Source organism: Acrocarpospora macrocephala (genome assembly GCF_009687865.1).
Lineage (GTDB): Bacteria > Actinomycetota > Actinomycetes > Streptosporangiales > Streptosporangiaceae > Acrocarpospora > Acrocarpospora macrocephala.
In genome coordinates this window covers 98536-114056 of record NZ_BLAE01000003.1, presented here as the reverse complement: position 1 = coordinate 114056, position 15521 = coordinate 98536, and the positions used below count along the sequence as shown (strand labels likewise).

The 15521-nt window shown below is 70.2% G+C and carries 7 protein-coding genes; 2 read left to right on the top strand and 5 right to left on the bottom strand.

Features of this window, described 5'->3' with window-relative positions:
• Positions 1 to 6: 6 nt before the first annotated feature.
• On the top strand, positions 7 to 618 hold the full coding sequence (locus Amac_RS00495) for an RNA polymerase sigma factor (RefSeq protein ID WP_155352251.1): 612 nt from the start codon (positions 7 to 9) through the stop codon (positions 616 to 618).
• Positions 615 to 1496 carry a hypothetical protein gene (locus tag Amac_RS00490; protein ID WP_155352250.1) on the top strand — a complete coding sequence of 294 codons (882 nt, stop codon included), beginning with the start codon at positions 615 to 617 and terminating at the stop codon, positions 1494 to 1496. The genes Amac_RS00495 and Amac_RS00490 overlap by 4 nt, the downstream gene beginning before the upstream one ends.
• Before the next feature lies 1 nt (position 1497).
• Here the strand turns inward: Amac_RS00490 and Amac_RS00485 are convergent, their stop codons facing one another.
• The 5 genes from Amac_RS00485 to Amac_RS00465 all read right to left on the bottom strand — a co-directional run bounded on the left by Amac_RS00485 (position 1498) and on the right by Amac_RS00465 (position 15273).
• On the bottom strand, positions 1498 to 1821 hold the full coding sequence (locus Amac_RS00485) for a tetratricopeptide repeat protein (RefSeq protein WP_155352249.1): 324 nt from the start codon (positions 1819 to 1821) through the stop codon (positions 1498 to 1500).
• A 1-nt stretch (position 1822) separates the two neighbouring features.
• Entirely contained in the window at positions 1823 to 2812 is a 990-nt protein-coding gene (locus tag Amac_RS00480; protein WP_155352248.1) for a pirin family protein, read from the bottom strand.
• Between the two features lie 562 nt (positions 2813 to 3374).
• Positions 3375 to 3548, bottom strand: coding sequence for an MbtH family protein (locus tag Amac_RS00475; protein WP_155352247.1), 174 nt, complete (start codon positions 3546 to 3548; stop codon positions 3375 to 3377).
• Positions 3545 to 8881: a non-ribosomal peptide synthetase/MFS transporter gene (locus tag Amac_RS00470; RefSeq protein ID WP_155352246.1), complete on the bottom strand. Its 5337-nt coding sequence runs from the start codon at positions 8879 to 8881 to the stop codon at positions 3545 to 3547. Before Amac_RS00470 ends, Amac_RS00475 begins: the two co-directional genes overlap by 4 nt.
• Positions 8878 to 15273, bottom strand: coding sequence for a non-ribosomal peptide synthetase (locus tag Amac_RS00465; RefSeq protein WP_155352245.1), 6396 nt, complete (start codon positions 15271 to 15273; stop codon positions 8878 to 8880). The genes Amac_RS00470 and Amac_RS00465 overlap by 4 nt, the downstream gene beginning before the upstream one ends.
• Positions 15274 to 15521: the final 248 nt, after the last annotated feature.

The following is a 15521-nucleotide window of genomic DNA, read 5'->3' as shown; positions in this document are numbered from 1 at the left end:
CCGGGTGTGGATACAGATCTCGAGTTGTGGTCACGTGCGGCCGGTGACGACGGCGGGGCCTTCGGGGCTTTGTTCGACCGGCATGCTCGCAGCGTCTACAACCACTGCTTCCGGCGCACCGCGGACTGGTCGGCCGCCGAAGACCTGACCTCGGTGGTGTTCCTGGAGGCGTGGCGACGACGCCGCCAGGTGCGGATCAGCAATGATTCCGTGCTGCCCTGGCTGCTCGGGGTGGCCAACAACGCCTTGCGTAACCGGTCTCGGTCGCTGCGCCGCCACCAGGCGGCCATCGGCCGGCTCCCGTCCATGAACTCGGTCACCGATCCGGCGCAGGAAGTCGCGGAGCGACTCGATGACGAACAGCAGATGCGCGAAATCCTGGCGGTGGTGAATCGGCTACCGGAGGCGGACCGGGACGTTCTGGCGTTGTGCGTCTGGGCCGGGCTGAGTTACGAGGACGCGGCCGTGGCGCTGAACATCCCCGTGGGAACCGTACGATCCCGGCTTTCCCGCGCGCGGGCCCGAATGAAGAAGCTATCCGGAGCGGAACTCGAAGCCGAGTCCGGACACAGACGGAGTGAGCGCCATATGGCGCTTCGAAAGAGGGAGGAACTGTGACCGATCGCAGGATCCCGCCGGAGCGGGATCTTCCCGCCGCGCATCACTCGCTTCGAAGGACTCACCTGATCATGGAAATCACCCAGGATAGATCGCACTCCTTGGTGCACCTCTTCCACAAGCACCTCCCGGCAGAGGTCGGCCCCATGGCCAAGGTCAAACGGAGGCGGTGGCCGATCCTGGTCTCGAGCCTGGTCGCGCTGGCGGCGGTCGCGCTGGTGGCGGCACAGCTTGTCACGGTGCCGTCGGCGCAGGCGACTGTGGTGGCGGCGGCGGAGCTGACCGCGACCGAGAGCTTCCGCAGCCACGTGGTAACGACGCAGGAGACCCCGGACAGCCCGCCGTTCGAGCGGGTGGTCGACGGCTTCTTCAACCCCGCCACCCGGTACGGCAGGGCACAGGTCCAAGAGCCAAAGTACGAGATGCTCTTCATCGGGGACACGATCTACAGCCGGCTCCCGGCGGACCTGCCGAAGGAGATCCTGGCTCAGATACCGGCGGGCAAGCAGTGGGTGGCCGCCGAGAAGCAGGAGACGCGGGGGCCGCTGCTCGCTTTGGTTAAGCAGTCGTTCCAGGATCCGGCGGCCGCCTTGCAGCAGCTCAAGTCGGCCAACGACGTCGTGGAGACGAGTCCTGGCCACTACGCGTTCAAGCTGATCATCGCTGAGGGGATCGACCAGAGTTTGACGGGCACGGTAGAAGTCGACGATCAGGGTCGGGTACGAAAGCTGGAGATCACCGTGGGGGCCTTGCGAACGGTCCTGGAGTTCCGTGACTACGGTACTCAGGAACCAGAACTCACAGCGCCGCCGGAAGCGGAGACGGCGGCGATGCCAGCGGCGCTCAGCGCCCCGATATACCAGTTAAGGGCAGGCTAAGTCAGGCCGCCCCGGTCATCGCCGCGTGGAGCCGCAGGTACGGCGCGGCGTCCTCCGGCCTGCTCTGCCGCTCCAGGGTCCGGCCGAGCAGCAGGTAGGCGTACTCCTCGACCGGGTCGCGCTCCAGGATCAGGCGGAGTTCGGACTCGGCCCGGCCGAGCTGAGCCGAGTGGTAATAGGCACGGGCCAGCAGCAGCCGGGCCGCCAGGTCGTCCGGAGCCTCGGCCACGACCTCCGCCAAGATGCGCGCGGCCCCGATGTAGTCCTTCAGTCCGAAGAACAACCGCCCGCGCTCATACTCCTCGGCCAGCTTCTCGATCGGCATGTCACTCCCTTCCGGGGAAGGGCCCGTCGGCGTGCGGGACCTGCTCGGCGGGGATGACACCCAGGCGGCCCGCCTGGTAGTCCTCCATCGCCTGGATGATCTCGGCGCGGGTGTTCATCACGAACGGGCCGTAGTGAACGACCGGCTCGCGGATCGGCTGCCCGCCGAGCAGCAACACCTCCAGGTTGGGTTCGGCCTGGGGCTGGGCGGTGTCCGCAGCGAGGGTCAGCGACCCACCCGCGCCGAAGACGGCGAGCTGACCCTTGCGGACCGGCCGTCGCTCGGCGCCCACGGAGCCCTGGCCGGCCAGCACGTAGCCGAGGGCGTTGAAGCCCGGGTTCCATGGCAGGTCCAGCCGGGCGCCGGGGCTGATGGTCGCGTGCACCATCGTGATCGGGGTAAACGTGATGCCCGGGCCGGCATGCCCGTCCAAGTCGCCGGCGATCAGCCGCAACAGCGTGCCGCCGTCGGCCGAGGCGAGCAGCGCCGCCTCGCGTCCCCGGATGTCCTGGTAGCGGGGCAGGTGGAACTTGTGCGCGCGGGGCAGGTTGACCCACAGCTGGATGCCGTGGAACAGCCCGCCCGAGACCACCAGGTGCTCCGGGGGCTTTTCGATGTGCAGCAGGCCCGACCCGGCGGTCATCCACTGGGTGTCGCCGTTGGCGATCGTGCCGCCTCCTCCGTGGGAGTCCTGGTGCTCGAAGATCCCGTCGATGATGTAGGTGACGGTCTCGAAGCCGCGGTGCGGATGCCATGACGTGCCCTTGGGCTCGCCTGGGGCGTACTCGACCTCGCCCATCTGGTCCATGTGGATGAACGGGTCCAGCGCGGACTGCGGCACCCCGGCGAACGCGCGCCGTACGGGGAAGCCCTCGCCCTCGAAGCCGCTGGGTGCGGTCGTCACCGACCGCACAGGTCGCGGTCCGGCGACGGCCGGATCCGGTACGGCGACGCGTGGCAGCATCAGGATGTCGGCGGTGACGGCAGGCATAGCCAATCCTTCTGGTTGAAATTTCAAATACTGCCCTTAGAACCAATTATGGCCGTCGGACATTCCCTCGTCCTGGAGCCCCAGGTCAGGCGAGCGTATGATCGTCGCCGCGTTCCAGAAGGACAGCCAGGCGGTCTTCCACTGGGGACCGACCGATCCGTTCCACTATGAGTGTTTGGGGCGAACCGGCGTCACCGTCACCGCGTCGTAGGAGTCACGGCGGTCGTCATGGACGACACTCCACTGACCGGCCGGCACCACGGCGTGGGCGGCAGCCGGCCCCGCAGCGACGAAAAAGGCGACGGCTGCAGCGGTGCCGCGAAACAGTATTCCCATAAAGGGCGAGACGCGCCTTTCAGGGGAGAAGTTTGCATGCGGCACCCCGGGCGATCGTCAGGGCCGCATCCGTGCGGCGGTAGTAGCGGCTTTTCTCACTGGCCAGGTGATCGATCTCGACACCTGCGGGCCGTATTCCACTGCTGTGCGAAGACCAAGAGGCCCATCGCGGTGATCGCGATGGGCCTCTGATCGGCGGAGCCGCCTTGGGAATCGAACCCCAGGGTCAGTGGCGGGCGCTGAGGGGGCGCATGTCGGTCCAGACCTCTTCGATGTGGGCGAGGCATGCCTCCTTTTCGCCGGAGAAGCCCTCCGCGCGCCAGCCGTCTGGGACCGGGCGGTCGGCGGCCCAGATCGAGTACTGCTCCTCGTCGTTCAGTACGACCAGATACTCGCTCACACTTTCTCCTTCTTCTTAAAGGATCGGTTCTTCAGGGTTTCGAAGCCGATCACGTCGTCGGGTAGCGCGTCCGGCACCAGTTCGTCGAAGCGCCATAGGCCCTTGATCCATCGGGCCACGAACACGGCGGAGGCCATGATCAGGGCGAACAGGACGTACATGAAGGCGATGCCGCGGCCGTCGCCGGTGCCGATCACCGCGCCGACGGTGTCGGCCAGCAGGCCGCCGGGGGCGAACATGGGCTCGAAGAGGGCGGTGCCGTACGGGGCGACCAGGCCGTAGCCGAGGGGCAGGGTGGAGAACGCGACCAGTTGGTTGAGTGCGAAGACGCGGCCGTGGAAGCGTTGTGGCACCTTGACCTGGATGATCGTGGCGTAGATGCCGTTGAGTACGGTGAGCGACAGGAACATGCCGAAGACGCCGGCGGAGATCACCAGTAGGTGCTCGTGGGAGCCGACCACGATCGCGGCGGCGGACAGGGCCACCGTGGACCAGAGTTGGCCGCGCAGTCGCAGTCGCCGGGGGCCGCCCCAGATGGTCATGATCAGGCCGCCGAGGAAGACGCCGAGGCCGCCGAAGAATGTCACCCGGCCGACGTCGGCGAGTTCGGCGAATGACAGCACCAGTGGCGAGATCAGCAGGAACAGCGGTGACATGAACAGGTTGACGACCGCGAAGAAGAGCAGCATGCGGCGGATGCCGTGGTTGCCCCAGGTGTACTTGAAGCCGTTGACCATCTCGGTCAGCATCGGCTCGCGGCGACGCCAGGCCATCGTCTTGGGGAAGCGGACCAGCAGTACGGTGATGATCGCGACCGAGTAGCTGATCACGTCGATGACCAGGATGCCGCCGAGGCCGATGACCGCCATGAGGCCTGCGGCGATCAGGGGCACCACCAGCATGGCGACGCCGTTGACCATGCCCATCAGGCCGTTGGCGTGGCCGAGGAAACGTTTCGGCACGAGTTGCGGGATCGCGGAGCCGTACGCGATGCGCTGGAAGGTGAGCGCCAGGGAAAGGCTGACCAGGAGTGGGTAGACGTGCCAGACCTGGAGGTTGCCGGTCCAGGTCAGGATCCCGAGGATCAGCTGGGTGCTGCCCGCCGCGATGTCGCTGCAGAGGATGACCTTGCGGCGGTCGAAGCGGTCCACGACCGTCCCGGCCAGGGGGGCCACGAGCATGCCGGGGACCAGGGCTAGTACGGAGAAGAGGGCGAAGTTGGCGAGGGAGCCGGTGGTGAGCAGGATCCAGAGCGGCAGGGCGAACTCGGTCAGCGCGGAGCCGGTGATCGAGACGAGCTGTCCGGCGGCCAGCGCGGCGAAGCGGCGCATGCTGGGTTTGGGGCCGATCTGCACGCTCTGCTCGGCGCCGCGGCGGGAGACGCCCTGGAGCCACCAGGTCTCATCGCCGGTGCTGCGTTCCAGGTGCGCGGTGTCCCCGGCGAGCACGGCGCGGTGGGTGCCGGTGACGATGTCCGCCAGCTCCTCCGCCCGATATTTCATGAAATAGTGGGCGGCTTCGTCGAGGACGACGCAGGCGGCGGTCTCGGCCACGCAGTGCCACTCGCGGAAACGTTCCTGGTAGTACTCGACCGCCGGGTCGCGTTCGCCGACCACGGCGATGACCGGAGGGGTCAGCGGCTGGAGTTCCTGCTCGAAGATCTGGGCGAAGTACCGTTCCGCCTCGCGGGTGCCGACCCGGCGGTTCTTGACGATCAGCCGGAGCTCGTCCTGGTCGAACTCGGAGACGTCGAGCCCGGCCGCGGTGAGCGCGTTGATCCGGCCCTGGTCCCCGCCGAGTTCCTCCCACCACTCGCCGAATCTGGCCATCGGGCCGCGCGGCCGGGCGAACGGGAAGACTCCGCCCAGGTAGACGGCTTCCGGCGGGCGTCCGGCCTGTTCCAGGATGCGGGCGGCCTTGGTGGTGAGCATCACGCCGAGGCCGCAGTGGCCGTACATGACGACCGGGCCGGTGATGGTGTCCAGGATCTCCTGGGCGTATCCGGCGGCCACCTCGTCGATGGGCCGGGGGTCCTCGCCCAGCTCGTTTCCGGGGACCGCCAGCGAGTAGAGCGCCCAGTCGGCCGGCATCACGTCGGCGAGCGGTTTGTAGATGACGGCGCTGCCGCCGCCGTAGGGCGCGCAGACGAGGGTGGCGGTGGTCGTACGGACGGGAGTGAGGCGGTGGAGGAGCCGGTCGGGGCCCTTGACCGTGTCGGGGTCGAGGAGGTGGGCGAGCTCGCGAACAGTCGGATGCTTGAATAAATCCAACAATGTCGTGGTATGTCCGGCCTTGCGGAGGCGGGCGACGACCTGCATGGCGAGCAGGGAGTGGCCGCCGAGGTCGAAGAAGTCGTCCAGCACGCTGACGCGTTCCAGGCCGAGCACGGCGGCCCAGATGGCGGCGACGGTCTCCTCGATGGGGGTGGCGGGGTCGGTGAACTCGGCGCCGAGGGCGGGGCCGCCGGTGGGGTCGGGCAGGGCGGCGCGGTCGACCTTGCCGTGCGACTTGAGCGGCAGCCGGTCCAGCCAGACGTAGCGGGCGGGGACCATGTAGTCGGGCAGGCGTTCCTTCAGCCAGGCGCGCAGCTCGCCGGACTCCTCGCCGACCAGGTACGCGACCAGGCGCTGGTCGCGCAGGTCCACGACGGCCTGGGTGACGCCGGGGTAGGTGGCGAGGACGGTCTCGATCTCGCCGAGTTCGACGCGGTAGCCGCGGACCTTGACCTGCAGGTCGCGGCGGCCGAGGAACTGGAGTTCGCCGCCGGGCAGCCAGCGGCCGAGGTCGCCGGTGCGGTACAGGCGCGTGCCGCGCGGGCCGTAGGGGTCGGGGACGAACTTCTCAGCGGTCAGCGCGGGCCTGTTCAAATAGCCGCGGGCCAGGCGATCGCCGCCGAGGTTGATCTCGCCGGGTACGCCTACCGGGACCGGGCGGCCGTGCGCGTCGAGCAGCCGGACCAGCGCGCCCGGGAGCGGGCGGCCGATGGGCAGCAGGCCGGTGGTGGCGGTGACCTCGTGGGTGGTGACGCCGACGGTGGCCTCGGTCGGGCCGTAGTGGTTGACGACGCGGACGCGGGTGGCCAGGTCGGCGGCCCATTCGGCGGGGGCCGCCTCGCCGCCGAGGATGAGGAGCTTGCGGGGCAGGATCTCGGCTGGTTCGGCTTCGGCGAGCAGCGCGGCCAGGTGGGAGGGCGTGATCTTGAGGTAGTCGGCGGGACGTCTGCGGAAATATTCGGATAAGTCGGGGGCGGCGGTTCGGGAGGGCAGGAGGTGCAGGCAGCCGCCGGTCATCAGGGACAGGTAGAACACGGTGACGCCGAAGTCGAACGCCAGGGATTGCAGCAGCGCGAACGCCGAACCGGGTTCGACCTGGAATCGTTCGTGTACGCCCGCCAGATATGTCATGACTTCGCGGTGCTGGACGGCGACACCCTTCGGCCGTCCCGTGGTCCCGGAGGTGAAGATCACATAGGCGAGGTCGCCGGGAGTGACCCCGCTGTGCACGGGTGTGTCCTGTCCGCCCTGGTCGTCCACGTATACGGGGGCGAGCCCGTCCGGCAGCAGCTCCTCGGTGGTGACCGCGATCCTGATCCCGGCGTCCGCCACCATGTACGCCACCCGCTCGGCGGGCAGTTCCGGATCTATCGGGACATAGGCTGCACCCGATTTGAGCACTCCGACGATGGCCACCGCGAGCTCCGCCGACTGCTCCAGGCAGACCGCCACCCGATCCCCCGGCCTGACGCCCTGATCTCTGAGGCGGTGCGCGAGCCGGTTGGCACGCTGGTCGAGCTCCCTGAACGTGAGCGAATCCGGTCCGAACACGACGGCGGGCGCGTCCGGCGTGCGTTCCGCGGCGGCGGTGACCAGGTCGTGCAGCAGGTCACGGTCGAGCGACGCGGCCGGCTCCGAAGTCCCCAGGGCGAGCACGCGCTCGTGCTCCCCTGGCGGCAGCAGGTCGAGTTCGGAGATCCTGGCGTCCGGGTTGGCGACGATCGAGCGCAGCAGAGCGTCCAGCGAGGCCGCCATGCGGGCGACCGTGTCCTCGGTGAACAGGTCGGTGCTGTAGATGATCGCGCCGCCCATGCCCTCGAAGCCTTCGTACAGGTAGAAGGCGAGGTCGAACCTGCTCACCTGGACATCGGCCGCGAACCCACTCACCGCGACTGCGCCGGGCGCGGACGCCGGACCGCTGGCGTAGTTCTGCAGCGCGAACATGACCTGGAAGATCGGCGTCCGGCTCACGTCGCGTTCGACGTTCAGCTCGTTCACCAGCTGGTCGAACGGCAGCTCCTGGTGCGAGAACGCGTCCAGGGCGGCTTCCTTGACCCGGCCGAGCAGCTCGGTGAACGTGGGGTCGCCGTCCAGGTCGGCGCGCATGGCCAGGGTGTTGACGAACATGCCGACCATGCCGTCGAGCTCGGGCAGGCCGCGCCCGCTGACCGGGCTGCCCACGGCGAAGTCGTCCTGCCCGGACCAGCGCGACAGCAGCACCTGCAGCGCCGCCATGAAGGTCATGTACGGCGTCGCCCCGCACGCGGTCGCCAGCGCGCCCACGGCGGCTTCGAGGCGGGCGTCGACGCCGAAGCCGTACCCGGCGCCGGCGGAGCCCTGTTCGGCGGGGCGGGCCAGGTCGGTGGGGAGTTCCAGCGGGGGGACTCCGGCCAGGCGGTCCCGCCAGTAGGTGACGTCGGCCTGGTAGGCGGGAGTGCCGGTGCGTTCGCGCTGCCAGGCGGCGTAGTCGCCGTACTGGATGGGCAGGGGCGTGAGCGGGCGGCCGTCGAGGGCGGCCAGCAGGTCGCCGAGGAGGACGTCGCCGGACCAGCCGTCGGTGATGGCGTGGTGGGCGGCCAGTTGCAGCACGTGCTGGCTGGGGCCGAGGCTCACCAGCGTGGTGCGCAGGAGCGGTCCGGTGGCCAGGTCGAACGGCCGGGCCAGGTCGGTGGAGATCAGGTCCCTGGCCTGCTCGGGGGTGTCCGCGGTCAGGATCGTCAGGTCGATCACGGGCTCGTCGGAGATCACGACGGCGGGCAGGCCGTCCTCGGACGTGGTGAAGCTGGTGCGCAGGGTCTCGTGCCGTTCGGTGACCTGGATCAGCGCGTTCCTGAGGTTGCCGGGGTCGAGCGGGCCGTCCAGCCAGACCGCGAAGGGGACGATGTAGGACGCGGTTCCGGGGCGGTACTGCTCGAGGAACCACAGGCGTTCCTGCGCGTGGGAGAGCGGGGGGACCGTGCCGGGTGGGCGGGGGGAGATCGAGGCCGCCGCCGTACGGCGCCGCAGGCGCTGTTTGAGCAGGGCCTGTTTGGCCAGAGACAGGTCAGGTGTACTGGTCACGGAGACTCCATGAGGCGCAGGGCTTCCTCGTCGGACAGGTCGTCCAGCTCGGCGAGCAGGATGTCCTCGACGGTCGCCGCGAGGTCTGCGACGGTGGTGTGGGTGAACATGGTCCGGATCGGCACCTCCACGCCGACCACGGCCTTGAGCCTGGCGGCCACCCGGATGGCCAGCAGCGAATGGCCGCCGAGCAGGAAGAAGTCGTCGAAGGCGCCGATGCCCTCCAGGCCGAGCAGCTCGCTCCACACGTCGGCGACCAGGGCTTCCGCGTCGGTTCTCGGCGCGACGAACGCCTCTTCGCGGGAGGGCTCCGGGTCGGGCAGGGCGAGGCGGTCGAGCTTGCCGTTGGGGGTGAGCGGGAGGGCGTCCAGGCGGACGAAGGTGCTGGGGATGTGGGAGGACGGCAGGCGGGCGATCAGCTGCTCGCGCAGGCCGGTGGTGTCCCCCACCACGTACGCGACGAGGTTGTCGGCCCGGACGGTCACCGCGGCCCGGCGCACGGCGGGAAGGCTTTCGAGGACGGATTCGATCTCGCCGGGCTCGATCCGGTGGCCGCGGAGTTTGACCTGGTCGTCGTTGCGGCCGAGGAATTCGAGGGTGCCGTCCCAGCGCCAGCGCACCAGGTCGCCGGTGCGGTAGAGGCGGGTTCCGCCGGGTCCTGGGACGAATCGTTCTGCGGTCAGGGCCGGGCGGCCGAGGTAGCCGTGGGCCAGGCCGAGGCCGCCGATGACGAGCTCGCCGGGGGCGCGGGGCGGGACCGGGCGGAGCAGGTCGTCGACGACGGCGACCTGGGTGTTGCCGATCGGGCGGCCGATGGTGATCTCGGCGGGGTCTTCGGGGACCTCCCAGGCGGTGGACCAGATGGTGGTCTCGGTCGGGCCGTACACGTTGATCAGGCGGGAGACGCGGGCGCGCAGGTCGCGGGCGAGGCCGGCGGGCAGCGCTTCGCCGCCGACCAGGGCGGTCACCCGGGGAAGCTCGGCGGTCATGAGGACGCGCCAGCCGGACGGGGTGGCCTGGACGTGGGTGACACCCTGCTCGGTGATCAGCTGGGCGAGCTCCTCGCCGTCGAGCGCGTTCCCGGCCATGACGATCCGCCCGCCGGTGATCAGCGGCAGATACAGCTCAAGTCCGGAAATATCGAAGGAAAGGGAGGTCAGTGCCAGCCAGACGTCGCTGGAGCCCGCGTTCAGGAGGTCGCGCATCGAGATCAGGAAGTTGGCGAGCGCGCGGTGCGGGACGACGACGCCCTTGGGGCGGCCGGTGGAGCCGGAGGTGTAGAGCACGTAGGCGGGGTCCTCGGGGCGGACCTCGACGTCGAGCTCGCCGTCCTCGGTGATCGGCTCTCCGAGCCGGATGGTCGGGCCGTCCCAGGCCGCCTCGCCGTCGGTGAGCAGGGCGCGCGGCTTGGCGTCGTCCAGCACGAACGCGATCCGCGCCTCGGGATAGGCGGGATCCAGCGGCAGGTAGGCCGCGCCTGCCCGCATCACGGCCAGCATCCCGGTCAGCGAGGCCACCGACCGTTCCGCCAGCACTCCGACGACGTCGCCGCGCCCGACGCCCAGCCGCCGCAGGCGCAGCGCGAGCCGCCGCGACGCCGCGTCGAGTTCGGCGTAGGTCAGGCCGTCGACGGCGATCCGGTCGCTCGGCTCGATCAGGCCGAGCAGCGTCGGCGCGGGCAGGTCGAGCTCCGGGCCGCGCGCCGACTCGGCCAGGAAGGCTTCGTCCTCCAGGGTGCGCATCGACAGGACGGACAGGCGAGTCGTCGGGTCGGCGGCGATGTCGTACAGGGATTCGACCAGCCGGGCCGCCAGCCGCTGCACCGTCCGCGCGTCGAACAGCCGCGCGTCGTAGTCGAAGACCAGGTTGAGCCCGTCCGGCACCGGCCACGCGGTCAGCGTCAGATCGAACGCCGTCTTGATCGGCCCCGCGTTGTACGGCTCGTGCCGCAGCCCCGCGAACGTGGCCGGCATGTTGCCCTCGGCGGTCTGGCTGTGCAGGATCAACATGGTCTGGAACAGGGCCGTCTGCCCGAGCTCGCGCCGTACGCCAAGGATGGACTTGAGCCGTTCGACCGGGATCTCCTGATGCGCGAGCGCGTCCACCAGCGTGGCCCAGGTCCGGCGCAGCAGCTCGTGGAACGGCGGATCGCCGTCCAGGTCGGCGCGCAGCACCAGCGTGTGCGCGAGGTACCCGATCACCGACTCCAGCTCGACCCGGCCCCGGGCCGCCGTCGGCGAGCCGATCGCGAAGTCCAGCTTGCCGGTGTGGCGGGCGAGCAGCGCCTGGTAGGCGGCGAGCAGGACCATGAACAGCGTGACGCCGCTCTCCCGGCCCGCCGATTCCAGACCGGCCACCAGGTCGGCGGGCACGTGCTCGTTGTGCACCGCGCCCTCCCTGACCAGGTCGAGCGGGCGCGGCCGGTCCAGCGGGAGTTCCAGCACGGGGACTCCGGCCAGTTTCTGCTTCCAGTGCGCCAGCGCGGCCTCGCCCTCGTCGAGGGCTTCCCGCTTGAGCTGCCAGATCGACACGTCTCCGGCCTGTACGGGCAGCGGGGGCAGGTCCACACCCTCGTACAGGGCGGCGAGCTCAGTGAACATCACATTGAGCGACCAGCCGTCGGCGATGATGTGGTGCATCGGCACGCAGAGCACGTGGTCCTCGGCGCCGATCTGGACCACCGACACCCGGATGGGCGGGGCCGCCGCCAGGTCGAACGGGATGTTGACCCGTTCCGCGCAGAATTCCCGCGCCTCACGTTCCGGCAGCTCCGCCCATTCGATCTCGACCTCACGCGGCGGGTCGATGACCAGGACGGGGCGGCCGTCGTCGGCGGGGAAGCGGGTGCGCAGCGACTCGTGCCTGGCGGCCAGGGCGGTGAAGGCGGCGGCGAAACGGGTCCGGTCGAGCGGGCCGTACAGCCGTCTGGCCAGGTACATGTTGCTGGAGGCGTCGCCGGGGGTGAAGTGGTCCATGAACCACAGCCGCTCCTGGGCGGCCGACAGCGGCACCGGCGCGCCCTCGGGGCGGGGTTCGAGCGGGACCACGCCGGGGTCGGCGCCGATCGCGGTGGCCAGCGCGGCGACGGTCGGATGCGCGAACAGCGCCCGGACGGGGACGGGCACGCCGAACGCCTTGGCGAGCAGGGCGGCGGCGCGCGGGGCCAGCAGCGATCTGCCGCCGAGCGCGAAGAAGTCGTCGTCGGCGCCGACGCCGTCCACGCCGACGACCTCGCCGAACACGCGGGCGATGAGACGTTCGGCGGGGTTGGCCGGGGGGCGTCCGGTTCGCTGGGCGGGAGCGGGTTCGGCGCGGACGACCGGGCGCGCGGCGAGCCCTTCGGCCCGCCAGGCCGCGCCGCCGAGCGTGACGCCCGGGAACAGCAGGTCGGCCAGCGGCCGCTCCGGGCCTGCCACGACGGCGTCGAGCAGCGTCGTGAACCGCGCGGCGAGAGCGTCGATCCTGACGTCGTCGAACAGGTTCGCGTCGTAGGTGAACACGAGGGAGAGCGCGTCGGCGGTCCGCCACGCGTCCAGCGTCAGGTCGAATCGCGCGGGCACGTGATCGAGGTCGAACGGCACGCAGGACGCGCCCGCGATCTCGACCGGCTCCGGCATCGTGTCGAGGGCGAGCATGGTCTGATAAAGCGGGGTCTGGCCGGTGTCCCTGGCCAGGTCCAGGTCGGCGAGCAGGCGCTCGACCGGGATCTCCTCGTGCGCCATCGCCGCCAGCACCGTCGACCGGGCCCGCGCCAGCAGATCCGCATAAGTCGGGTCGCCGGACAGGTCGGCGCGCAGCACCAGCACGTTGCCGAGCCGCCCGGCCACCGCCTCCAGCTCGACCCTGCTACGGCCCGCCGTGGGCGCGCCGACCGCGAAATCGTGCTGGCCGGTCTCCGCCGACAACACCGCCTGGTACGCGGCGAGCAGCACGGTGAACAAGGTCGTGCCATGGCGCTGGGCCAGCTGCTCCAGCGGTCTCACCGGGATCCGCACGCGCGTCGACCTCCCGCGACGCGACGCCACCGCCGGGCGGGGCCGGTCGGTGGTCAGGCGCAGGACCGGTAGCCCGTCCAGGCGTTCCCGCCAGTGCCGCAGCGCGTCGGCGCCGGCGCCGAGCGCCTCGCGGCCCTGATGCCAGGCGATCACGTCGCCGTGCTGGACCACGGGAGCGTCCCTGCCGGGGTCGGCCAGGTCTTCGACGAGGACGTCGAGCGACCACTCGTCTCCGGCGATCGCGTGGAAGACCACGCAGAGGATGTGGTCGCCGGAGGCCAGCCGTACCAGCGAGATCCGGACGGGTGGGGCGGCGGCCAGGTCGAAGGGGGCGTTGACCCGGGCCGACAGCAGCGCGCGGGCGTCGGCTTCGGTGGCGGCGGTGAGATGGTCGAGCGGGACCTCGCCGGGTTCCTCGATGACCGCCACCGGGCGGCCGTCCACATCGGGGAAGCGGGTGCGCAGAGCTTCATGGCGGGCGATCGTGGCGGTCAGGGCCACTTCCAGCGCGGGCACGTCGAGCGGGCCGCGTAGCAGCCGGGTCAGGTGCATGTTGTAGGAGGCGTCGCCCGGGTCGAAGCGGTGCAGGAACCACAGCCGTTCCTGGGCGGGCGACAGCAGCACCGGGGTGCCGGGCGGGCGCGGCTCCAGCGGCACCGACACCGTGTCCAGGCCGTCCAGGACCGCCGCGAGACCCGCCACCGTCGGGGCCGCGAACAGCTCACCAACGGGGATCTCCACGCCCAGCCGCCGGGTCAGCCGGGCGGTCACCTTGGTGGCCAGCAGCGAGTGCCCGCCGGCCGCGAAGAAGTCGGCGTCCGCGCCGACCCGCTCCAGGCCCAGCACCTCGGCGAACGCCTCGGCCACGACCCGCTCCGACTCGGTGCGCGGCTCGATCTCCCCGGCCCCGGCCACCGGCGCGGGCAGCGCCCGCCGGTCCACCTTGCCGTTCGGGGTCAGCGGCATCGCCGCCATCGGCACCACGATCGACGGCACCATGTACGGCGGCAGCCGCTCGGCCAGCTCGTCCCTCGGGTCCTCATGCTCGCCCACGACGTACGCGACGAGGACGTCCTTGTGCACGGTGACGATGGCCTGCCGGACGCCGGGGATCTCCTCCAGGACCGTCTCGATCTCGCCGAGTTCGATCCGGTGGCCGCGGAGTTTGACCTGGTTGTCGGAGCGGCCGAGGAAGTCGAGCGTGCCGTCCTGGCGCAGGCGTACGGTGTCGCCGGTGCGGTAGAGGCGGGCGCCCGGTCTGCCGTAGGGGTCGGGGATGAAACGTTCGGCGGTCAGGGCGGGGCGGCCGAGGTAGCCGTCGGCGACGCCGAGGCCGCCGATCAGGAGTTCGCCTTCCTCGGCGGGGTTCAGGTGGTCGTCGGTGACGTGGACCTGGGTGTTGCCGATGGGGGCGCCGATGCTGACGGAGGCGGTGCCGCGGGGGACCTCCCAGGAGGTGGACCAGATCGTGGTCTCGGTCGGGCCGTAGACGTTGACGAGGCGGGCGCAGCGGTCGGCGAGGGTTCTGGCCAGGGCGACAGGGAGGGCCTCGCCGCCGACCAGGCCGACGACGTTCGCGGCGAAACCGGCGTCGAGGAGGACGCGCCAGCCGGAGGGGGTGGCCTGGACGTGGGTGACGCCCTGGGTGGAGATCAGGTCGCGGAGTTTCGTGCCGTCCCTGGCCGTCTCGGCGTCGGCGACGATCACGCGGCCGCCGGTGATCAGCGGCAGGTACAGCTCGAGTCCGGAAATATCGAAGGAAAGGGAGGTCAGGGCGAGCCAGGCGTCGCTGGGGCCGGCGTCCAGGATGTCGCGCATCGACCAGAGGAAATTGAGCAGCGCGCCATGCGGGATGACGACACCCTTGGGGCGGCCGGTCGAGCCTGAGGTGTAAAGGACATATGCCCTGTCAGACCTTTTACGCGGATATTTCGTGAATTCGGTGTGGGGAGCGGGGTCGTCTAGGGCGAGCACCGGGCCGGTGAAATCCGGGAGGCTTTCGCGCAGGTGGCTGAGGGTGAGGACGGCGCGCGCGCCCGAGTCGCCGAGCACCATCGCGATCCTCGCCGCCGGGTATCCGGGGTCCAGCGGCAGGTAGGCCGCGCCCGCCTTCAGCACGCCCAGCAGCCCGGCCAGCATCTCCGCGGACCGATCCGCGAACAGCGCGACCAGGTCCCCCCGCCCGATCCCGGCCCGCTGTAATCGCGCCGCGACGGCTTCGGCGGCCTCGTTCAGCTCGCCGTACGTCATGGTGCGGGAGCGTGCCACCACCGCCACCCGATCCGGGCCTTCGGCGACGCGTTCCTCGAACAGGTCGACGATCGCCGGGACGTCCGGCAGCGGCAACTCAGAACGCGTGTGCACGCCGGTCATTTGCATCCCGGTCGTTTCGGTCATCGCTCGTGTCTCCCAAGCCGGTGGTCAGGCAACCAGAGGGCAGGCATCAGAAAAAGCCGCACCGCCGTGAGGGGGAGCGTGCGTGGCGTGGGAGCGTTCCCACGCATTCTGAGGCTAGATTTCGTGTGTGACGGCGTCAATAGATCATCCATATTTCAGAAAGATTCGCCGGGAATACGGCTTTCATCTGGGGATATTTAATCCGCCCATAATTGGGGCTTGACGCGCCGGGGGCGGTTTCTTCTATG

What these genes read in the sequence shown, in the direction of transcription:
- Amac_RS00485 (WP_155352249.1), bottom strand. Translation starts at nt 1,821, where the DNA reads ATGCCGATCGAGAAGCTGGCCGAGGAGTATGAGCGCGGGCGGTTGTTC.
- Amac_RS00480 (WP_155352248.1), bottom strand. Translation starts at nt 2,812, where the DNA reads ATGCCTGCCGTCACCGCCGACATCCTGATGCTGCCACGCGTCGCCGTA.
- Amac_RS00465 (WP_155352245.1), bottom strand. Translation starts at nt 15,273, where the DNA reads ATGACCGAAACGACCGGGATGCAAATGACCGGCGTGCACACGCGTTCT.